The organism is Streptomyces sp. NPDC012466 (assembly GCF_042955215.1).
In the GTDB taxonomy this organism is placed as follows: domain Bacteria; phylum Actinomycetota; class Actinomycetes; order Streptomycetales; family Streptomycetaceae; genus Streptomyces.
On record NZ_JBIBEQ010000008.1, the window covers coordinates 310,586 to 325,604 of the forward strand.

The following is a 15,019-nucleotide window of genomic DNA, read 5'->3' on the forward strand; positions in this document are numbered from 1 at the left end:
TGCCTGTCGTTCCCAGGGAGCACAGATGTATTGCAACTCATAGTTGCGATATTCTGATCCTGTCGCAGTTCCGCCGTCAATGCAACTGGGAGTTGCAATGGAGTCTCCTGGAAGGCCCTCAAGGCGTGCCCCCGCTGTCGGGCGAGGCAGCAAGATGCGCGCCGCCGTACTGGAGGCGACCATCACCGAGCTCACTGAGACCGGCTACGCAGCCCTGACCGTCGAAGGCGTCGCCCAGCGGGCCGGCGTGCACAAGACGACGATCTACCGGAACTGGAAGGACTCTGACGGCCTCGTGGCTGACGCGCTGGCCGGCCACTTCGCGACAGACATCCCCATCCCCGACACCGGGGCGGTGGAGAGTGACCTGCGCGCACTGGCCCGCTCGCTTGTGGCCACCATGACCACGCCTGCAGGCCGGGCCCTGCTCACCACCGTCCTCTCGGACGCCGTACGCCTCCCTCGGCTCGCCGAGGTCAAGCACGCGCTCTTCGACGACCGGTTCCGGCGGGCGGAACCCGTCGTCACCCGGGCCATCGAGCGTGGCGAACTGCCTGCGGAAACCGATCCCGCAGAACTTTTCAAAGCGTTGGTCGCGCCGATCTATTTCCGGCTCGTGTTCACTGGCGAGCCGGTGGACGAGGCGACCGCGGACCGCGCGGTGAACGTTGCGCTGGCCGCCGCGCACGCCCGCGTGCTGCCGGCCCATTGACCCTGGCCCTGGGCGCACGATGCCGAGTTGCCCTCAGCAGCAGCGAGACGGGGAAGACCGCGGGGTCTTGTCCGCGGTCGACGTGACCGGGGCCCTCCGAGAGGTCCTCCCCGGGAACGACTACGAGTACGGCATGATTACGGAGTTCGGCGCCTCTTCCGTGCCGTTTTCGCGAGGGCACCCGGAGCGTGGGCCGGGTCTGCGTGGGGAGCCGCGTCGCAACGTACCGCTGCCGGCCCCGCATCGGCCGTCCCCCCCACCCGCGAACTCAGCCCGGACACACGCCGACGCGGTCGGCTCGGGCTCCTGCGACTTCCGCGTCGGCACCAACCTCTGACGTCACCGGCCTCTCACGTCCCGATTCTTACGCGGGCGGAGCCCCTTGGTGCCCATGCCGGTGCGCCGAGGCAGCCCAGCGCGTCACGACGCCCGCGCCAGCCGCACGATCGCAGTGATCGACCGGTCGACATCGTTCTCTGTGGTGGCGTGACCGGCCACCGAGATGCGCATCAGCCGTCGGCCGCGCCAGGTGGTGGCGCCCATCCAGCAGGTGCCGTCGTTCTGCAGCGCCCGCACGAGATGGTCGGTGCGGACGTCATCGCCGAAGCTGACGAGGACTTGGTTGAGCAGCACGTCGTTGACCACCTCGAAGCCCGCCGCGGTCAGGCCGGCGGCGAAACGCCGGGCGAGAGAGCAGCAACGGTCCACGAGTGCGGCGACGCCGTCACGGCCGAGTTCGCGCAGCGCCGCCCACGTGGCGAAGCCGCGTGCGCGGCGGGAGGACTCGGCGGTGTAGTCGGCGCCTCCTGGCGGAGTGCCGTCGGCGCTGGTGAGATAGGAGGCGGTGTACGACAGAGCCTCTGCGTGCACGGCGGGGCGGGAGCAGAAGGCGTACCCGCAGTCATAGGGGACGTTCAGCCACTTGTGGCCGTCGCACGCCCAGGAGTCGGCCAGCTCGACGCCGTCGACGAGAGGGCGGGTCGCTGGGTTCGCGGCTGCCCACAGGCCGAAGGCGCCGTCGACGTGCACCCACCCGCCGTGTGCGTGGGCGAGGGCGCAGGCGGTACGGAGGTCGTCGCAGGCGCCGGTGTTCACGTTGCCCGCCTGAACGCACACGATCGTCGGCGTGTCCGGGTCGGACGCCAGCACGCGGCGCAGGTCCTCGGTGTCGAGGGCGCCGCGCCGATCGGTGCGGACGCTGTGAAGGCAGTCGGTGCCCATGCCGAGCAGCCGCAGCGAGCGGTCGATGGTGGCGTGACGCTCGTCGCCGACGACCACGCGCAGGCGTGGGGCGCCGCCCAGCCCTTTGCGCCCGACGTCCCAGCCGGCCTCGGAGAGGAGGTGCTGCCGGGCCGCCGCGAGTCCTGCGGTGTTGGCCGCCTGTCCGCCGGTCACGAACCCGGTGGACGCCGTGTCGGGAATGCCGAGCAGGTCTTTCAGCCAGCCGCCCGCCGCCTCCTCCGCGGCGAGGGCGGCGGGTGAGAGCGCGGCGTTGAAGGCGTTCTGGTCCCACCCGGCGGCGAGGATCTCCGCGGCGGTGGCCGCGGGCAGTGCCCCGCCGACGACGAAGCCGAAGAACCGCGGACCCGCGGTCGCGACGAGTCCCGTCTCGGCGGCGGCCACCAACTCGTCGACCACCTTGAGCGGGGCGGTCGGGGCGCGGTTCAACGGGCGGGAGAACGCGGCGCGCAGGGCCGCGCGGTCGACGGGCCGCGCCACCGGCCGCTCGGCCAGCGAGCGACGGTAGGCGGCGGCGTGCTCGGCGGCATGGTGGAGGATTTTGGTCATCTCGTCCATGCCTGGACGGTAATCGTCCGTTCCGGCGGCTGGGAACGGCCAATGGGGCGACATGGGTCCGCCGTCCGATTCCGCAGCCCACGCGGGGGCGGCAGGGCGTTGGATCCGGCGGGCCCGAGCTGTGCGAGAGTCGATCGCACTGGTCACCGCTTTCGAGCGACCGGTGCGCTAGGTCAGGCCGCGTGGTCGGGAAGCGCACGGACTCGGAGGAGGAATCGGCAGCGCCCTGCGGAGACGCGCCATGCGCCAGGACTCTGCCGGTTCACTGTCCGGCTCAGCCCGAGCAGCCCGTGTCGTCGACGACGTAGTAACCGGGCGCCGTCTGCTTGAGGGTGTGGCTGGTGAAGGTGTTCCACAGCCCCATCGCCTGACCGGAACCCGTGGCGTAGGCGTAACCACCGCTCTGATGGGCGCGTCCGGCGGCCGTGTGGTCGTAGTTGCTGGCCGTGTGGCACGTGGGCGTGAACCCGGTGGTCGTGGCCACCACAGCAGGGGAGGCGCTGCCCGCCGCTCCCGAGGTGTCCACGGCCGCCGCCGTGTAGCTGTATGTCGTGCCGGTGGCCAGGCCGCTGTCGGTGTAGGAGGCCGACGCCGTGCTGCCCACCTGCGTGCCCCCGCGATAGACGGCGTAGGAGACCGCGCCCGCGACCGCCTTCCAGCTCAGGGAGACAGTGGTGTCGGTGGTCCCGGTGACCGTCAGTCCGGTGGGCGCGGGCAGAGTGCCGGTGTCATCGCCTCCGCCGAGTCCCCAGAAGCGGGCGGTGTGGTAGCTGGAGCAGATGGTGTCGAGGTAGTAGGTGCCGGCGCTGCCGCACTGTTCGGCGCCGCTGCCGGGGTCGACGGCCAGCCCGTGCCCCATGCCGGAGACGGTGTAGACCTCGACGGCGGAGCGGCCGGAGGCGTCGTCGTACGCGCTCAGCGTCGTGCCCCCGCCGAGGCTTCGCGTACGGGAGGGCGTCTGGCCGATGCCCCACACGTTCGTCCACTGGTCGCGCAGTTCCGTGGCGTTGGCGGGCCTCACGGTGGTGTCGGCGGTGCCCTGCCAGATCGCCACGCGGGGCCAGGAGGTCGTGCCGGCCGGAGCGGCGGAACGCACCAGTTCCCCCCACTGGGCGGGGCTCTTGTCCGGCGGGCTGTACATGCAGGTGTAGGCCGTGGCCACGCCGCTCGCGCAGCGGGCGGGAAGTCCGGAGTCGATGGCCCCGCCCGCGAAGACGTCGGGGTAGGCGGCCAGCATGTTCGCCGTCATGGCGCCGCCCGCGGACAGGCCGGTGATGTAGACGCGCCGTGTGTCGCCGCCGTACAGCGCGACGGCCTTGTCCACCATCTGCTTGATCGACAGTGCCTCGCCCTGACCGCGTCCGCTGTCACCCGGCTCGAACCAGTTGAAACAGGAGTTGGCGTTGTTGGCGCTGCTCGTCTGGGGGAGGACCAGCGCGAAACCGTAGGCGTCGGCGAACTTGGGCCAGCCGGAGTGCGCGTAGTAGTCGCTCGCGCTCTGCGTGCAGCCATGCAGGGCGACGACCAGCGGGGCTCCGGCGGGTAGGGCGTCGGGCGCGTAGGTGTACATCGACAGGTTGCCGGGGTTGGTGCCGAATCCGGTGACCTGGGCCAGACCTGCGGCGGATGCCTGGGGGCTGATGGCGAGCAGGCCGCCGGTCAAGGCCAGAGCCGCGACGGCGGTGACCCATCGGCGAACGCCCTTGATGAGGGTCCGGGAGAAACGGAGTGCGGGATGTGACTGTCCCACGACGACTGCCTCCTGATGTGGGGGGCCTCGCCGGTACCGGGGGAGAGGTGACCAGCGTGGCGTGCATCATCGGGGTTCGGGGGCCGGCATCGGCATGGGTGGGACGGCCACGAGAGGCGAGAACCTGTGTGACGGCGGGACATTCCCAAGCTCGTGCAGGGGCGTGTATGGCACGAGCCCACGGGCCCGCCCCCCGGCGGTGGTATGCCGACGCCCCGCCGCCGTGCGACGGCCGGGCCCGCGGCGGACCCTGTCCGCGTGATGCCGCGTCCGGTGGTGTCGACAACTATGCCGCGACCCCGGATGGTGGTCGCCGGCCCCATTGGTGGCAGTGGAGCCGCGCAATAGCCTCCCGCGCATCCCTTGACGCGACCGCGGAGGCTCACGCATGCGACTCACATTCCGCCCGCCGACACGTTCCTGGCGACACCTCGGACCGGCGGGCCTGGTCCTGGCCGCCCTCACCTGTACCCTCACACCCACGCCCGCCGCGGGCGCACCGGCCGGCCCCGGCGGCATCCACTGCCCGCGCCTCACACTGGTGCGCGTACCAGGGGCAGAGCATCAGCGAGCCGCCTGCCTCAGCGAGTTGACCACGGCGGGCACGGTCACATCGGGCCACACCGACCCGGCCGACTGGGCGGGCCTGACACCCAAGGACCTGGCCGTTCCCAGCGGCGTCCCCGGCATTCAGATCGACGGCTACTTCCCGGACACGTCCACCACCAACACCAACAACGGATGGAATCACGACGCCCAGTTCGTCATCCGCCTGCCCGACCGGTGGAACGGCGGTCTGGTGGTCGCCGGCACCCCCGGCAACCGGGAGCAGTACGCCAATGACCGGGCCATCGCCGACTGGGTGCTGTCCCGCGGCTATGCCTACGCCGCCACCGACAAGGGCAACACCGGCCTGGCCTTCTACCGGGACGGCAAGAAGCCGGGCGACGCCATCGCCGAATGGAACGACCGGCTCACCCAGCTGACCCGAGCCGCCCGCGCCACGGTCGCCCGGCACTACCACCGTCCGCCGTCACGCACCCTGGTGACCGGTATGTCCAACGGCGGATACCTCGTGCGCTGGCAGTTGGAGAACCATCCCGGCCTCTACGACGGGGGAGTCGACTGGGAGGGCACCCTGTGGCGCTCCGACGGCCCCACCCTGCTGAACTTCCTGCCCGAGGCGCTGCGCAACCACCCCGTGTACGCCACCGGGGGCGAGGACGCCGACGCGGCGCGCAAAGCACTGCACTCCGCCGGCTTCCCGGCCGGTTCAGAGTTCCTCTGGCCCTACCACCACAAGGTCTACTGGGACCTGACCCAGCGCATCTACCGCGAGGAACTGGACCCCGGTTTCGACGGCCCGACCGAGGCGGGCACGCCCTTCTGCGCGCCGGGCACGCCGGCCTGTGACGCCGACTACGACTACGCCTCCCGGCCCGGCGAGGTCCGCAGAGCCGTGGAGAAGATCGCTCTGACCGGCCGGATCGGCAAACCGCTGATCACCCTGCACGGCACCCTGGACGTCCTGCTGCCGATCGCCCAGGACTCCGACGTCTACGCCCGCATGGTGCGCCGGGCCGGCCGAGACCAACTCCACCGCTACTACCGCATCGAGGGCGGCACCCATACGGACGCTCTCGTCGACACCTACCCGGAGCACCTGCGCCCGCTGACGCCGTGCCACCGTACGGCCTTCACGGCCCTGGAGAACTGGCTCATGGCCGGACACCGCCCGCCCGCCTCCCACACCGTCCCGATGCCAGGCCGAGCAGACCCCGAGACACTCCTGAACGCCTGTCCCCTGGAAACAGGCGGGGACGCCGCTCATCCATCCACCACGCCCTGAACGGCCCTTCACACAGCCTGCTGGGCACAACCGGAAGGCCAAGGCAGGCCCAGGGAGGGCACGCGGTCTGCCCGTGGTGGCCGTACGAGCCTTGACCTACAAGGTCTGACTGTGGTGATGAGTGCCCTTCCACTGGTCGGCCCACGGCACACGGACGACCGCGGTCCCTCCCTCCAGGTCCACCGTTGTCCGGTTCGGTGGTGCCCCGTCTTCCTCGTCGTCCCGCATCACCAGTGCCGACTGCCGCTCTTTGAGTTCGTTCTGCTTCCCGGCCGAAAAGCTCGCGTGGAGCTGCTCGAACCCGGTCGCCGATATCTGGCCCTGACGGGCGTTGTTCCGCCATGGCAGCAGTCCGGCCCGCCCTGCACGGAGAAACAGCTGATCTGCGAAGGCCACGACGGTCAGCAGGATGACCAGGCCGGGCAAGGTCATGAAGACGGCGAATTCCATGCCCTCAGTATCCGAACCTGAAGAGTGAAGGCCGGGCCGCATCCCGCGAAGCCCAGCGAAACTGATCGCTCTCAAGGTCAGGGCCATCACCTTGGCCTTGCTGCGTCGATGTACGCCTTGGTGACCTCGGCGATGAAGTCGAGGGTGTCGGCGGGGTCGAGAGCCTGGGCTTGGAGGTGGTCGTACATCACGCCGTAGTGCCGCACGTCGGAGTGTTTCTCCAGGTAGAGGTCGCTGGTGAACCGTTCCAGATACACCACTGCGTCCGGGGTGTCGGTGAACTTCAGGATGGAGAACTGTCCTGACAGCCCCGGGTGGGCACCCGCGGTGTACGGGACGATCTGCAGTGTGATGTGCGGTTCGGCGCTGAGTGCGATCAGGTGTTCCAGCTGTTCGCGCATGATGTCGGGACTGCCGACGCCGCGGCGCACTACCGATTCGTCCAGGACGACCCACAGGCGCAGCGGGGTGGCCGGGTTGTAGATCCGGTGCTGGCGGCGCAGCCTCACCTTGAGGCGCGTGGCGACCTGTTCGACCGTGAGCTGGGGGATCGTTTCCTCGATGACCGCGTGGGCGTAGGCGGGAGTCTGTAGCAGCCCGGGAATCACCATGGGCTCGTACGTGTGAAGGGAGGCGGCGTCCGTCTCCAGGGCGAGATATGCGCTCTGCGGGAGGTCGCCGTAGGCGTGCCACCAACCCTGCTGTCCGGATTCCCTGGCCATCTGCATCAGGGCGCCGATGACCTGCTGGTCCGTCACTTCGTAGAGGGTGCAGAGGTCGCGAACATCGCGGGGACTGATAGCGCGGTTGCCGTTTTCCAGGTGACTGATCTTCGGCTGGGAGACCATGAGTCGCTCGGCCACTTCTGTGCTCTTCAGCCCACTGGCCAGGCGGAGCCGACGGAGCTCGGCTCCCAGGCGGCGCCTCCTGATGGTGGGGTTGCTGTTCGCCGCCACGAGCGGTGTACCTCCAGCTCCAAGTCTTCGTGCTGGGCCGCAGATTGCCATGGGGAGGACCAGTTGATCGTCTGCCGTGCCGCCATGTCGTGAGGCAGTCGAAACGGAATCTGCCCTTGTAATGTGCCTCACGGCGTCACGTCTCCCGACGTGGGACGCGTAGTCCCCGCTTGGGTGTCAGTCCCAGGCGTTGAAGAGCACGCCTCCCAGGGTGGTGAGTCCGTAGAGGCGGATCTGGCGCCATTCGTCCTGGGTGAGCGCCGAGGTGTCGATGCCGGCCAGTGGCGCGGTGAGCTGCGCGCGATCGAGCAGGATGAACCCGAGATCAGTGAAGACGTGGGCCCAGGGTGGCGGGTCGTGGAACTCCTCGGCGTACCACTCCCGGCGTTCCGAAGCGAAGGCGATCCAGGGGTGGTGGGCGTGACAGAGCAGGACGTGCCCGCCTGTGCCCGCGGTGATCGTCGCGGTATGGAACGTACGAGGGTAGACCTGCTCCTCTATCTCGCCCACACGGCCTTCGGCGACCCTCGCGGCTGCGTACAAGGCTGTCCGGAACGTCCGCTGGTCGACTTCCGGCAACGGCCCGTCCTTCGGCACGAAGAAGCCCGTGGCGCCTCGCGGAAGCGTGAACGCTGTGTTCTGGTCTGTGGCCATGCGGCTCATTGTGCCCATGAACGGTGGGGGCATCTGACTTGGCCGTGTCGACAAAGGCTTGCTCATGGGCCGGAGTGCAGGGTGTCCAGCGGCTCTACGAGCGGCATGTGCGGCGGAGCCGGAAAGTGGTGGCGTCGGCAGACCGGTCGCAGGCGTGAGGCTGGTTGGTGAGCTGTGTGATGCCCGTGGCGGCAACATGTGGTCGATGCTTGCTGTCGTCGCTGCGACGCCGGGCGACGGCCAGGTCGGTGAGGTCGCGAAATGCTGAGGGCGGGAGCGTTCTGGCGAGGGCGTTTCGAATTCCAAACGAGCGCCGCCCCCCACCGGGCGAGGTGTATTTTCACTGGACGGCGCATCGTGGGGGCCAGCCGGGGTCGGGTGCTGTGAGCGGCCAAGACGTGGTCGGATGGGTCACGATCGGCAGTGCGGGGTGAGGGTGCGTGGACACGGGTGAGGACGAAATCCTGGCGGAAGAGCTTGCTGCTCTTGGCGCGATGGGCGGGGGCAGCCGTCGGTTGACTCGGCTCGTGGCCACGTTGCTGAGGAAGAACGTTCATGAGATCGACCTTGTGATTCCCTTGCCGTTCGAGGATGCCGTCACGCGTGTCATCCACGTGTGTGGTCGAGCCGGACGGCCAGTGGGGCCCATGCATGTCGAGCCCGACGGGGACCGGCAGACGATCCGTGTCGTCGCCGGTGGTGGTATGGGCGGCATGAACCCTGTCGTGGTCACAGCGCTGGTGACAAGAGAAGGCGTGGGCCTCTCGAAGATCAGGCTTCGTGCCGCGGCGAAGGAAGGCTTGATCAAGCAGCGGGCAGGCGAGAAGACCGCCGCCCGTCTCGCGACGTCGCTGAGCATGTAGTGCGGGCGGCTGACTTGGAGGTGTTGGGACGCCGTGCGGCCGGCGACGGCCCGTTCGCATGAGGCGCGGGCGAGGTGCCTGGCGCTTCATGCGGCCCGCAGTGGAGTTGACCGGGCGCCCGTAATTCCTTTGTCTAACAGGGTTGGTACGGCGATGCCCAGCCGATGGAGATCACGCACTGCACACAGCCGTAACTGGGAGATGGGAGAAGTAGGATGCCAAGATGCCCAAGTCGATACGGACGAGCCGCCGTACGTGGGTCGCTGCGTGGGCGGTGCTGTGCGTCCTTGGCGTCGCCGCCACCGCCGGGATGAACGCCTCCTCGGCACCGGATCCGCAGCCTGAGAAGCCCGTCAGCGCCGAGTGCGCCGAGTACATCGCGGACATCGAGACGCAGCTGGCCAAGGCCAAGCAGGAAGGCAAGGACGACGGCGTGCTGGCCTTCTCACGAAGCACGGTCGGCGCGGACGACTGCAGCGACGAGATCCGCGAACACTTCGGCGGCGACCGGTGATCCGCGCCGTCGTGGACGAGCTGCGGCAGCTCTAGCGTTCGCCGCCACTTTGGTGGCAAGGCGGTATCCCCGATGCCGCGTCGCGCGGATACGGCCTGTCTCCTGGAAGGCCCAAGGGCACCCTTCCGGCGGCAGTCGGGCTGGTCGGCGTAGGACGGCGTGAGGACGCGGAGCGCGCAGGGGTGAGGCCGACGGAGCGAGCGTCGGAGGGTTTCATGGTCTTGACGTCCCGCACCAGCGTGTCGACCAGCTCGGGCATGTGCAGGTGACCGTTCTTCAGTAGGTCACCCCTACGCTCACCGTCGCGTCCCCACCTTCTCGTCTGTGCGGCGCGTGACCGGGAACCGGCAAAGTCCATGGCGAATACGTCCGTTCGCCTTGCCAGGCCGCACCACTGCCTGAGTCGGTTGATGCAGCGTTCGGCGGCGCTGCGCCGCGTGTAAGCCTCAGGGCTGAAGCCGGGCGGGCGGCCACCGGCGCCGCCACGCCCGGGTTACCGGCCTGGTCGTCAGGGTGTGGTGGGAGCGGCGAAGGTCACAAAAGCATATCGGGCATTCGGGGCTTCGATCTTCACGGAAGGCTCACAAGTTGGCTACGTTGGTCACCGACTGCACGAGTTCCGCCGATCGGTGGATGGTCTCGTGCATGCTCGGACGAAAGGAGCGCCCTTTCCATGGCGCTGGAACGAACCTCGTGCCCCACGGTGGTCGGCTTCGCGGACATGGCCAACTCCCTTGTCCCGCAGGACATCACTGCTGAGGCCCGGCTCTCGCAGTCTGCTGGTGACCACGTTGGCGGCTGAGAGCGAGGCGCTGAGCCCTGACGAGGTGCGTCGGTATGTCGACAGCCTCTACGACCGGGCCGAGAACGACACGGGTACCTTCAACGCGACCCGCGCCGCTAACGCGATCCGCGCCGCCGCGTTCCCACGTCAGCGGAGCGCGGGCACCCGCGACCGCTCCCAGGAAGACGCGGAGCCCGCGTTCGGAGCCCTGACCCGGCAGTGGTTCGACGCCGCCCGTGCCAAGCTGGGCCCGACGGTGCCGGCGTCGCTGCCGGACAAGAGGCTGCCGGTCCGTCCCGACGCCCCGCCCCGGGCGGCGCGATCCGTGCGCCCGGCAGAGCGTCCCGCCGAGCCCCTCGCCCTCGAAGCGCCCAAGGGGCCCAAGGCGCCCACCAGTGCTGCGTGGGAGCTGACCGGCGGATCGGCTCAGACGTCGACACCTGCTCTCCCGCAGCTCTCCGGCCGGCCCGTCGCACCGGCTGTGGCAGGCGACTCCACGCAGGACGAGAGCGCTTGGCCTGCCGATGCGCGCTTGGCCCCCGGCGGAGACGTGGCGGCATGGCCGCTGTACGAGCCCGAACGAGCGCCCGCCCTGGAGCCCGGCCCAGTGCCCGCTCCGCAGCCCGCTGCGGCGCTGCCCGCCGGTCCAGCCCCGACTGCGACCTATGACGCCGCAACCTATGACGCCGCAACCTATGACGCCGCAACCTATGACGCCGCGTCCTATGACACCGCGACCTATGGCACCGGTCTGCCGGACATACCTGTGCCTGCCGCTGCGGCCCTTGCTCCGGCACTACCCGTCGAACCGGCCGCCGCACCCGTCCCCACCGCGCCGACGACGGCTGCCGTCCTCACGGCGCCGGTCATCTCGGCGGCACGGGAAACCACCTCCACCAGCGTCACATCAGCCGCCTACGGCGGGTCCTGGCTGTCTCCGGACGCCGGCCACACGACCCAGGCCGAGCGGGTGATCGCCTTCGCCCGAGAGCAGATCGGTCGGCCCTGCGTTTGGGGCGCGGCCGGGCCTGGGTCGTTTGACGCCCCCGGTCTCACCCAGGCGGCGTGGAAGGCCGCCGGCGTGACGCTTCCCCGGACCACGGAGGCGCAGTGGAGCGCGGGGTTGCAGGTCGCGCTCGCCGAGGTCCAGGTGGGAGACCTGGTCTTCTTCCACGACGACCTCAGCCACGTCGGCATCTGGAGCGGCGGCGGCGTGATGATTCACGCCCCAGGTCCGGGAGCGCGCATCCGAGAGGAGTCGGTGTTCTTCGCCGGCCAGTCGGCGATCAAGGGTGTGATGCGCCCGGCCTGACGTCGGCCTGGCCGTCTACGGGGTGCCGTCTGTGGTCGGCCGAGTTCGTCCGGACGGTCCGATCCTTGCGTGCACGATTCATGGCCTGGTGCGGCCATGTCGCGGCGGCGCGCCTCCCCCCGCCTGGCGCCTGTGGGGGCCTTCGGGCGGGGTGCGCCGAGCGTGGGTGGTCGCGGTATCAGAGCCTCGATCGGCGCCGGGACGCCGTGACCAGTTCCGTCACAGTGGCGAACTTGTTGCGCGGTCTGCCGTCGCGTCCGCCGCGCAGGCGCTCGGTCCGGTCGATGGCCGCCATACCGCGGGCGTCCACGAGATGGGGCGCGCGGCGCCGTGCCAGGCGCGGGAAGGAGTTGGCCGAGTGAGCGGGCGCCGCCAGAACGCCGTCGACGGCGTCGGCGAGCAGGCTGGTGACGGTCTCGGCGGCGCATGCCCGGTTGGCGCCGATGCCTCCCGACGAACCGCGCTTGATCCACCCCACGACGTAGGCGCCCGTCAGCCCGGTCACCCGCCCCTCGTCGTGCGGAACGGTTCCGGTCGTCTCGTCGAACGGCAGCCCCGGCACCTGCGTTCCCCGGTAGCCGATGGCCCGCAACACGGTCGTGGAGGGCAACAGCGTGTCGCCGCTCGCACCGGTGACGCGCACGGCCCGCACGCTCTCGTCGTCGCCCCCCACGAACTCCGTCGGCGCGGAGTGGAAGCGCAGCACGATACGGCGGCCCGCAGTGGGCGGGTGTGACCAGTCGACCCTTTCGCGACGCACATTCCGCAGCACCGCGGCGAGTTCGTGCGGCCCGGCGGCGTCGACAGCGCTGCCGATGCGTGGGTCGTGGTCGTCGACGACCAGTTCCACACCGGGCAGGTGGGTCAGGGCGAGCAGTTCGGGCCGGGTGCAGGCCGCGTCCTCCGGGCCGCGGCGGCCCAGGAGTACGACTTCGCGGACAGCGGCGCTGCGCAGGGCGCGCAGCGCGTGGTCGGCGATGTCGGTGCCGGCGAGTTGCTCCGGGTCGGTGACCAGGATGCGGGCCACGTCGAGGGCGACGTTGCCGTTGCCGACGATGACGACGCGCTCGGCGGAGAGGTCGACGGCGTCCGGGGCGACATCGGGATGGGCGTTGTACCAGGCGACGAACGTCGTGGCGGACACGCAGCCGGCCCGGTCCTCTCCCGGGACGCCGAGACGGCGGTCGCCGGATGCTCCCACCGCGTACACCACGGCGTCATGATGGGCGGCGATCTCCTGTGCCGAGACGTGCTCACCGACTTCCAGCCCCAGCAGCATCCGCACCCGGGGATGGGTGTGGAACCGGGCGAAGGTGTCACCGATCTTCTTGGTCGAGGGGTGGTCGGGGGCGACGCCGTACCGCACGAGGCCGCCCGTCACCGGCAGCCGGTCGATGAGGGTGATCTCGGCGTTGGTGTGCAGGAGCAGGTCCTGCGCGGTGTACATGCCTGCCGGTCCCGTGCCGACGACGGCGACGCGCAAGGGGCGGAAGTCGGCAGGAAGGGCACGGTCGAACGTGGGCCGGTCCCAGACGTGGAAGTTCGGGCTGTCCGTGTCCGGCTCGGACACCGGACTGTCGGCGAAGTAGGCGGCGTTGATCTCGGCGTACGCCTTCTGCGGGCCGGTCAGCCGATCCACGGGGAAGACGGCGTCCACCGGGCACGCGTCGGCGCACGCGCCGCAGTCGATGCAGGCCCTGGGGTCGATGTGGAGCATCTCGGTGCTGCCGAAGGCCCGTTCCTGCGGGGTGGGGTGGATGCAATTGACCGGGCAGACGGCGACGCAGGTGGCGTCCGCACAGCAGGTCTGGGTGATGGCGTAGGTCATGGGGTCCGCTCTGCTCGGCAGCGTTGCCGGTGGGTCGGTCAGATCAGGTGGGCACGCTGGTAGAACGCCAGGGCCGGTTTGGTCAGCAGCCCGGCCGAGGCCAGGAACTCCATCAGGCCGGCGCAGCTGGAGCGCATCATCGCCTTGTGGTGTTCGTTGGCGCGTGCCTCGGTGATCGCCCGTTCGGCGTCCAGCCCGGCGTTGGCGTACACGGACTTGTTCACCATGCTCGTCACGATGACGTAGGCCGCCACGGCGATGACGAACGCGTGGATGTGCCGGCGGACCGGCCCCGCCTTCGCCAGGTGCCGTCGCGTCTCCTCACGGGCGAACTTCATGTGGCGAGACTCCTCGACCACATGGATGTTGTTGATGGTCCTGACGAACGGCACGACCCGCTCGTCCCGCATCCAGTCGCGCTGCATGACGTCGAGGACCTCCTCGGCGACGAGGATCGCCGCGTAAGCGGCCTCGCCGAACGCCAAGGTCTTGAAGGCCCTGCCCAGTTCGATCGCCATGCGGCCCGGCCGGTAGGCGGGCGCCTGGAGCTTCTTGGCGCCGCGGGCGAACATGATCGAGTGCCGGCACTCGTCCGCGATCTCGGTGAGGGCCCACTGGACCGACTCGTCGGTCGGGTCCTTGGCGTACACGTCCCGGAGGATCAGCTGCTGGAGGATCATCTCGAACCAGATGCCGGTGCTGGCCACGGAGGCGGCTTCCTGCCGAGTCAGCTCCTTGCGCTGCTCTTCGGAGAGCTCGTTCCAGTACACGGTCCCGTACAGGGTGCTCCATTCCGGGCTGGCGCCGTGGAAGTCCTTGTCCAGCGGCGTCTCCCAGTCCACCTCCGTCATGGGGTCGTAGGAGAGTGTCGCGGCCGATTCGAGCAGTCGGCCGGCGACTTCACCGGCGTGAGAGTCGCGCTCGACTCGCGGCCGGGCGGTGCTGCTTGCCATGCTCCCCACTCCTCAGTCTCGAGTGACGGACCGTCTCCGTCTGCGGCGCATGCGGTCGAGGAAGCTCCGGCAGCGTCCCTGAGCCGGAGGGCTCCTCCCTTGTTAACGGAATGTATAACAAGGGAGCGGGCTGGGCCTACCCCTCAGTAAGTAGGAGTTCGCGGGATCGCCGGCGATGCGGCGTCGTCGGTGGCGGGTGCCATAAGGGCCTGCAGGGGCTGGGCGGAGATCATCGGGGCTCGTGTGTACGGCGCCGACCGCGACGACGCCGGGCCCGGGCCGGGCGGTCACACAGAACTGGCCGGAGGGCCATGGACTGGCTGTTGCCGGACAGCGCCGGCCGCGCCGAGCGAGAACCGCGGGAGGGAGTTGGACTTCCCGTGGGGGCAGGGGCCCACGGCCCGGCGGCCCTGCACGCTACGCGCTCCGGACGGGAGATGGCCGCCATCTGGTCCAACGAGGTGGCAGCCCTTGCCTGGGTCCGGCCTGCGGACGGCGGCCGGGGCGAGGGCCACGGGGGAACGGCTCGCCGCTTTCCCGGCGCCGACCGTTCCGGTTGTGCGACCGCATGCAGGCCACTGGCAGGCACTGGCGACG

12 protein-coding genes are annotated in these 15,019 nt (G+C 69.8%); 5 read left to right on the forward strand and 7 right to left on the reverse strand.

What is annotated here, in order from left to right; all coding sequences use genetic code 11:
- Positions 1–154 precede the first annotated feature (154 nt).
- On the forward strand, positions 155–712 hold the full coding sequence (locus tag ACFY9E_RS28995) for a TetR/AcrR family transcriptional regulator C-terminal ligand-binding domain-containing protein (protein ID WP_390988867.1): 558 nt from the start codon (positions 155–157) through the stop codon (positions 710–712).
- Positions 713–1,132: 420 nt separating this feature from the next.
- Here ACFY9E_RS28995 and ACFY9E_RS29000 read toward each other — a convergent pair whose 3' ends face one another.
- Both ACFY9E_RS29000 and ACFY9E_RS29005 read right to left on the reverse strand, forming a co-directional pair.
- On the reverse strand, positions 1,133–2,509 hold the full coding sequence (locus tag ACFY9E_RS29000; protein WP_390988869.1) for a pyridoxal-dependent decarboxylase: 1,377 nt from the start codon (positions 2,507–2,509) through the stop codon (positions 1,133–1,135).
- A 274-nt stretch (positions 2,510–2,783) separates the two neighbouring features.
- Positions 2,784–4,259, reverse strand: coding sequence for a PHB depolymerase family esterase (locus tag ACFY9E_RS29005; protein WP_390988871.1), 1,476 nt, complete (start codon positions 4,257–4,259; stop codon positions 2,784–2,786).
- Between the two features lie 388 nt (positions 4,260–4,647).
- Between ACFY9E_RS29005 and ACFY9E_RS29010 the strand changes: the two genes are divergently transcribed.
- A complete protein-coding gene (locus ACFY9E_RS29010; RefSeq protein ID WP_390988873.1) occupies positions 4,648–6,108 on the forward strand; it encodes a tannase/feruloyl esterase family alpha/beta hydrolase in 1,461 nt (486 codons plus the stop codon).
- Between the two features lie 96 nt (positions 6,109–6,204).
- On the opposite strand, the gene ACFY9E_RS29015 is transcribed toward ACFY9E_RS29010, so the two are convergent.
- From ACFY9E_RS29015 to ACFY9E_RS29025, 3 genes are all read right to left on the reverse strand, one after another.
- Positions 6,205–6,558 carry a DUF6191 domain-containing protein gene (locus tag ACFY9E_RS29015; RefSeq protein ID WP_390988874.1) on the reverse strand — a complete coding sequence of 118 codons (354 nt, stop codon included), beginning with the start codon at positions 6,556–6,558 and terminating at the stop codon, positions 6,205–6,207.
- 86 nt (positions 6,559–6,644) lie between these two features.
- A complete protein-coding gene (locus ACFY9E_RS29020; protein ID WP_390988876.1) occupies positions 6,645–7,514 on the reverse strand; it encodes a Scr1 family TA system antitoxin-like transcriptional regulator in 870 nt (289 codons plus the stop codon).
- Positions 7,515–7,691: 177 nt separating this feature from the next.
- Positions 7,692–8,168, reverse strand: coding sequence for a hypothetical protein (locus ACFY9E_RS29025; protein ID WP_390988878.1), 477 nt, complete (start codon positions 8,166–8,168; stop codon positions 7,692–7,694).
- Between the two features lie 440 nt (positions 8,169–8,608).
- On the opposite strand from ACFY9E_RS29025, the gene ACFY9E_RS29030 reads away from it, so the two are divergent.
- The 3 genes from ACFY9E_RS29030 (at position 8,609) to ACFY9E_RS29040 (ending at position 11,641) form a co-directional block, all read left to right on the forward strand.
- On the forward strand, positions 8,609–9,031 hold the full coding sequence (locus ACFY9E_RS29030; RefSeq protein WP_390988880.1) for a hypothetical protein: 423 nt from the start codon (positions 8,609–8,611) through the stop codon (positions 9,029–9,031).
- A 223-nt stretch (positions 9,032–9,254) separates the two neighbouring features.
- Positions 9,255–9,545, forward strand: a complete 291-nt coding sequence (locus ACFY9E_RS29035; RefSeq protein ID WP_390988882.1) for a hypothetical protein — start codon at positions 9,255–9,257, stop codon at positions 9,543–9,545.
- Positions 9,546–10,327: 782 nt separating this feature from the next.
- Positions 10,328–11,641 carry an NlpC/P60 family protein gene (locus ACFY9E_RS29040; RefSeq protein WP_390988884.1) on the forward strand — a complete coding sequence of 438 codons (1,314 nt, stop codon included), beginning with the start codon at positions 10,328–10,330 and terminating at the stop codon, positions 11,639–11,641.
- 178 nt (positions 11,642–11,819) lie between these two features.
- On the opposite strand, the gene ACFY9E_RS29045 is transcribed toward ACFY9E_RS29040, so the two are convergent.
- Both ACFY9E_RS29045 and ACFY9E_RS29050 read right to left on the reverse strand, forming a co-directional pair.
- On the reverse strand, positions 11,820–13,469 hold the full coding sequence (locus ACFY9E_RS29045; RefSeq protein WP_390988886.1) for an FAD-dependent oxidoreductase: 1,650 nt from the start codon (positions 13,467–13,469) through the stop codon (positions 11,820–11,822).
- A 38-nt stretch (positions 13,470–13,507) separates the two neighbouring features.
- Positions 13,508–14,422, reverse strand: coding sequence for a diiron oxygenase (locus tag ACFY9E_RS29050; protein ID WP_390988888.1), 915 nt, complete (start codon positions 14,420–14,422; stop codon positions 13,508–13,510).
- Between the last annotated feature and the right edge of the window lie 597 nt (positions 14,423–15,019).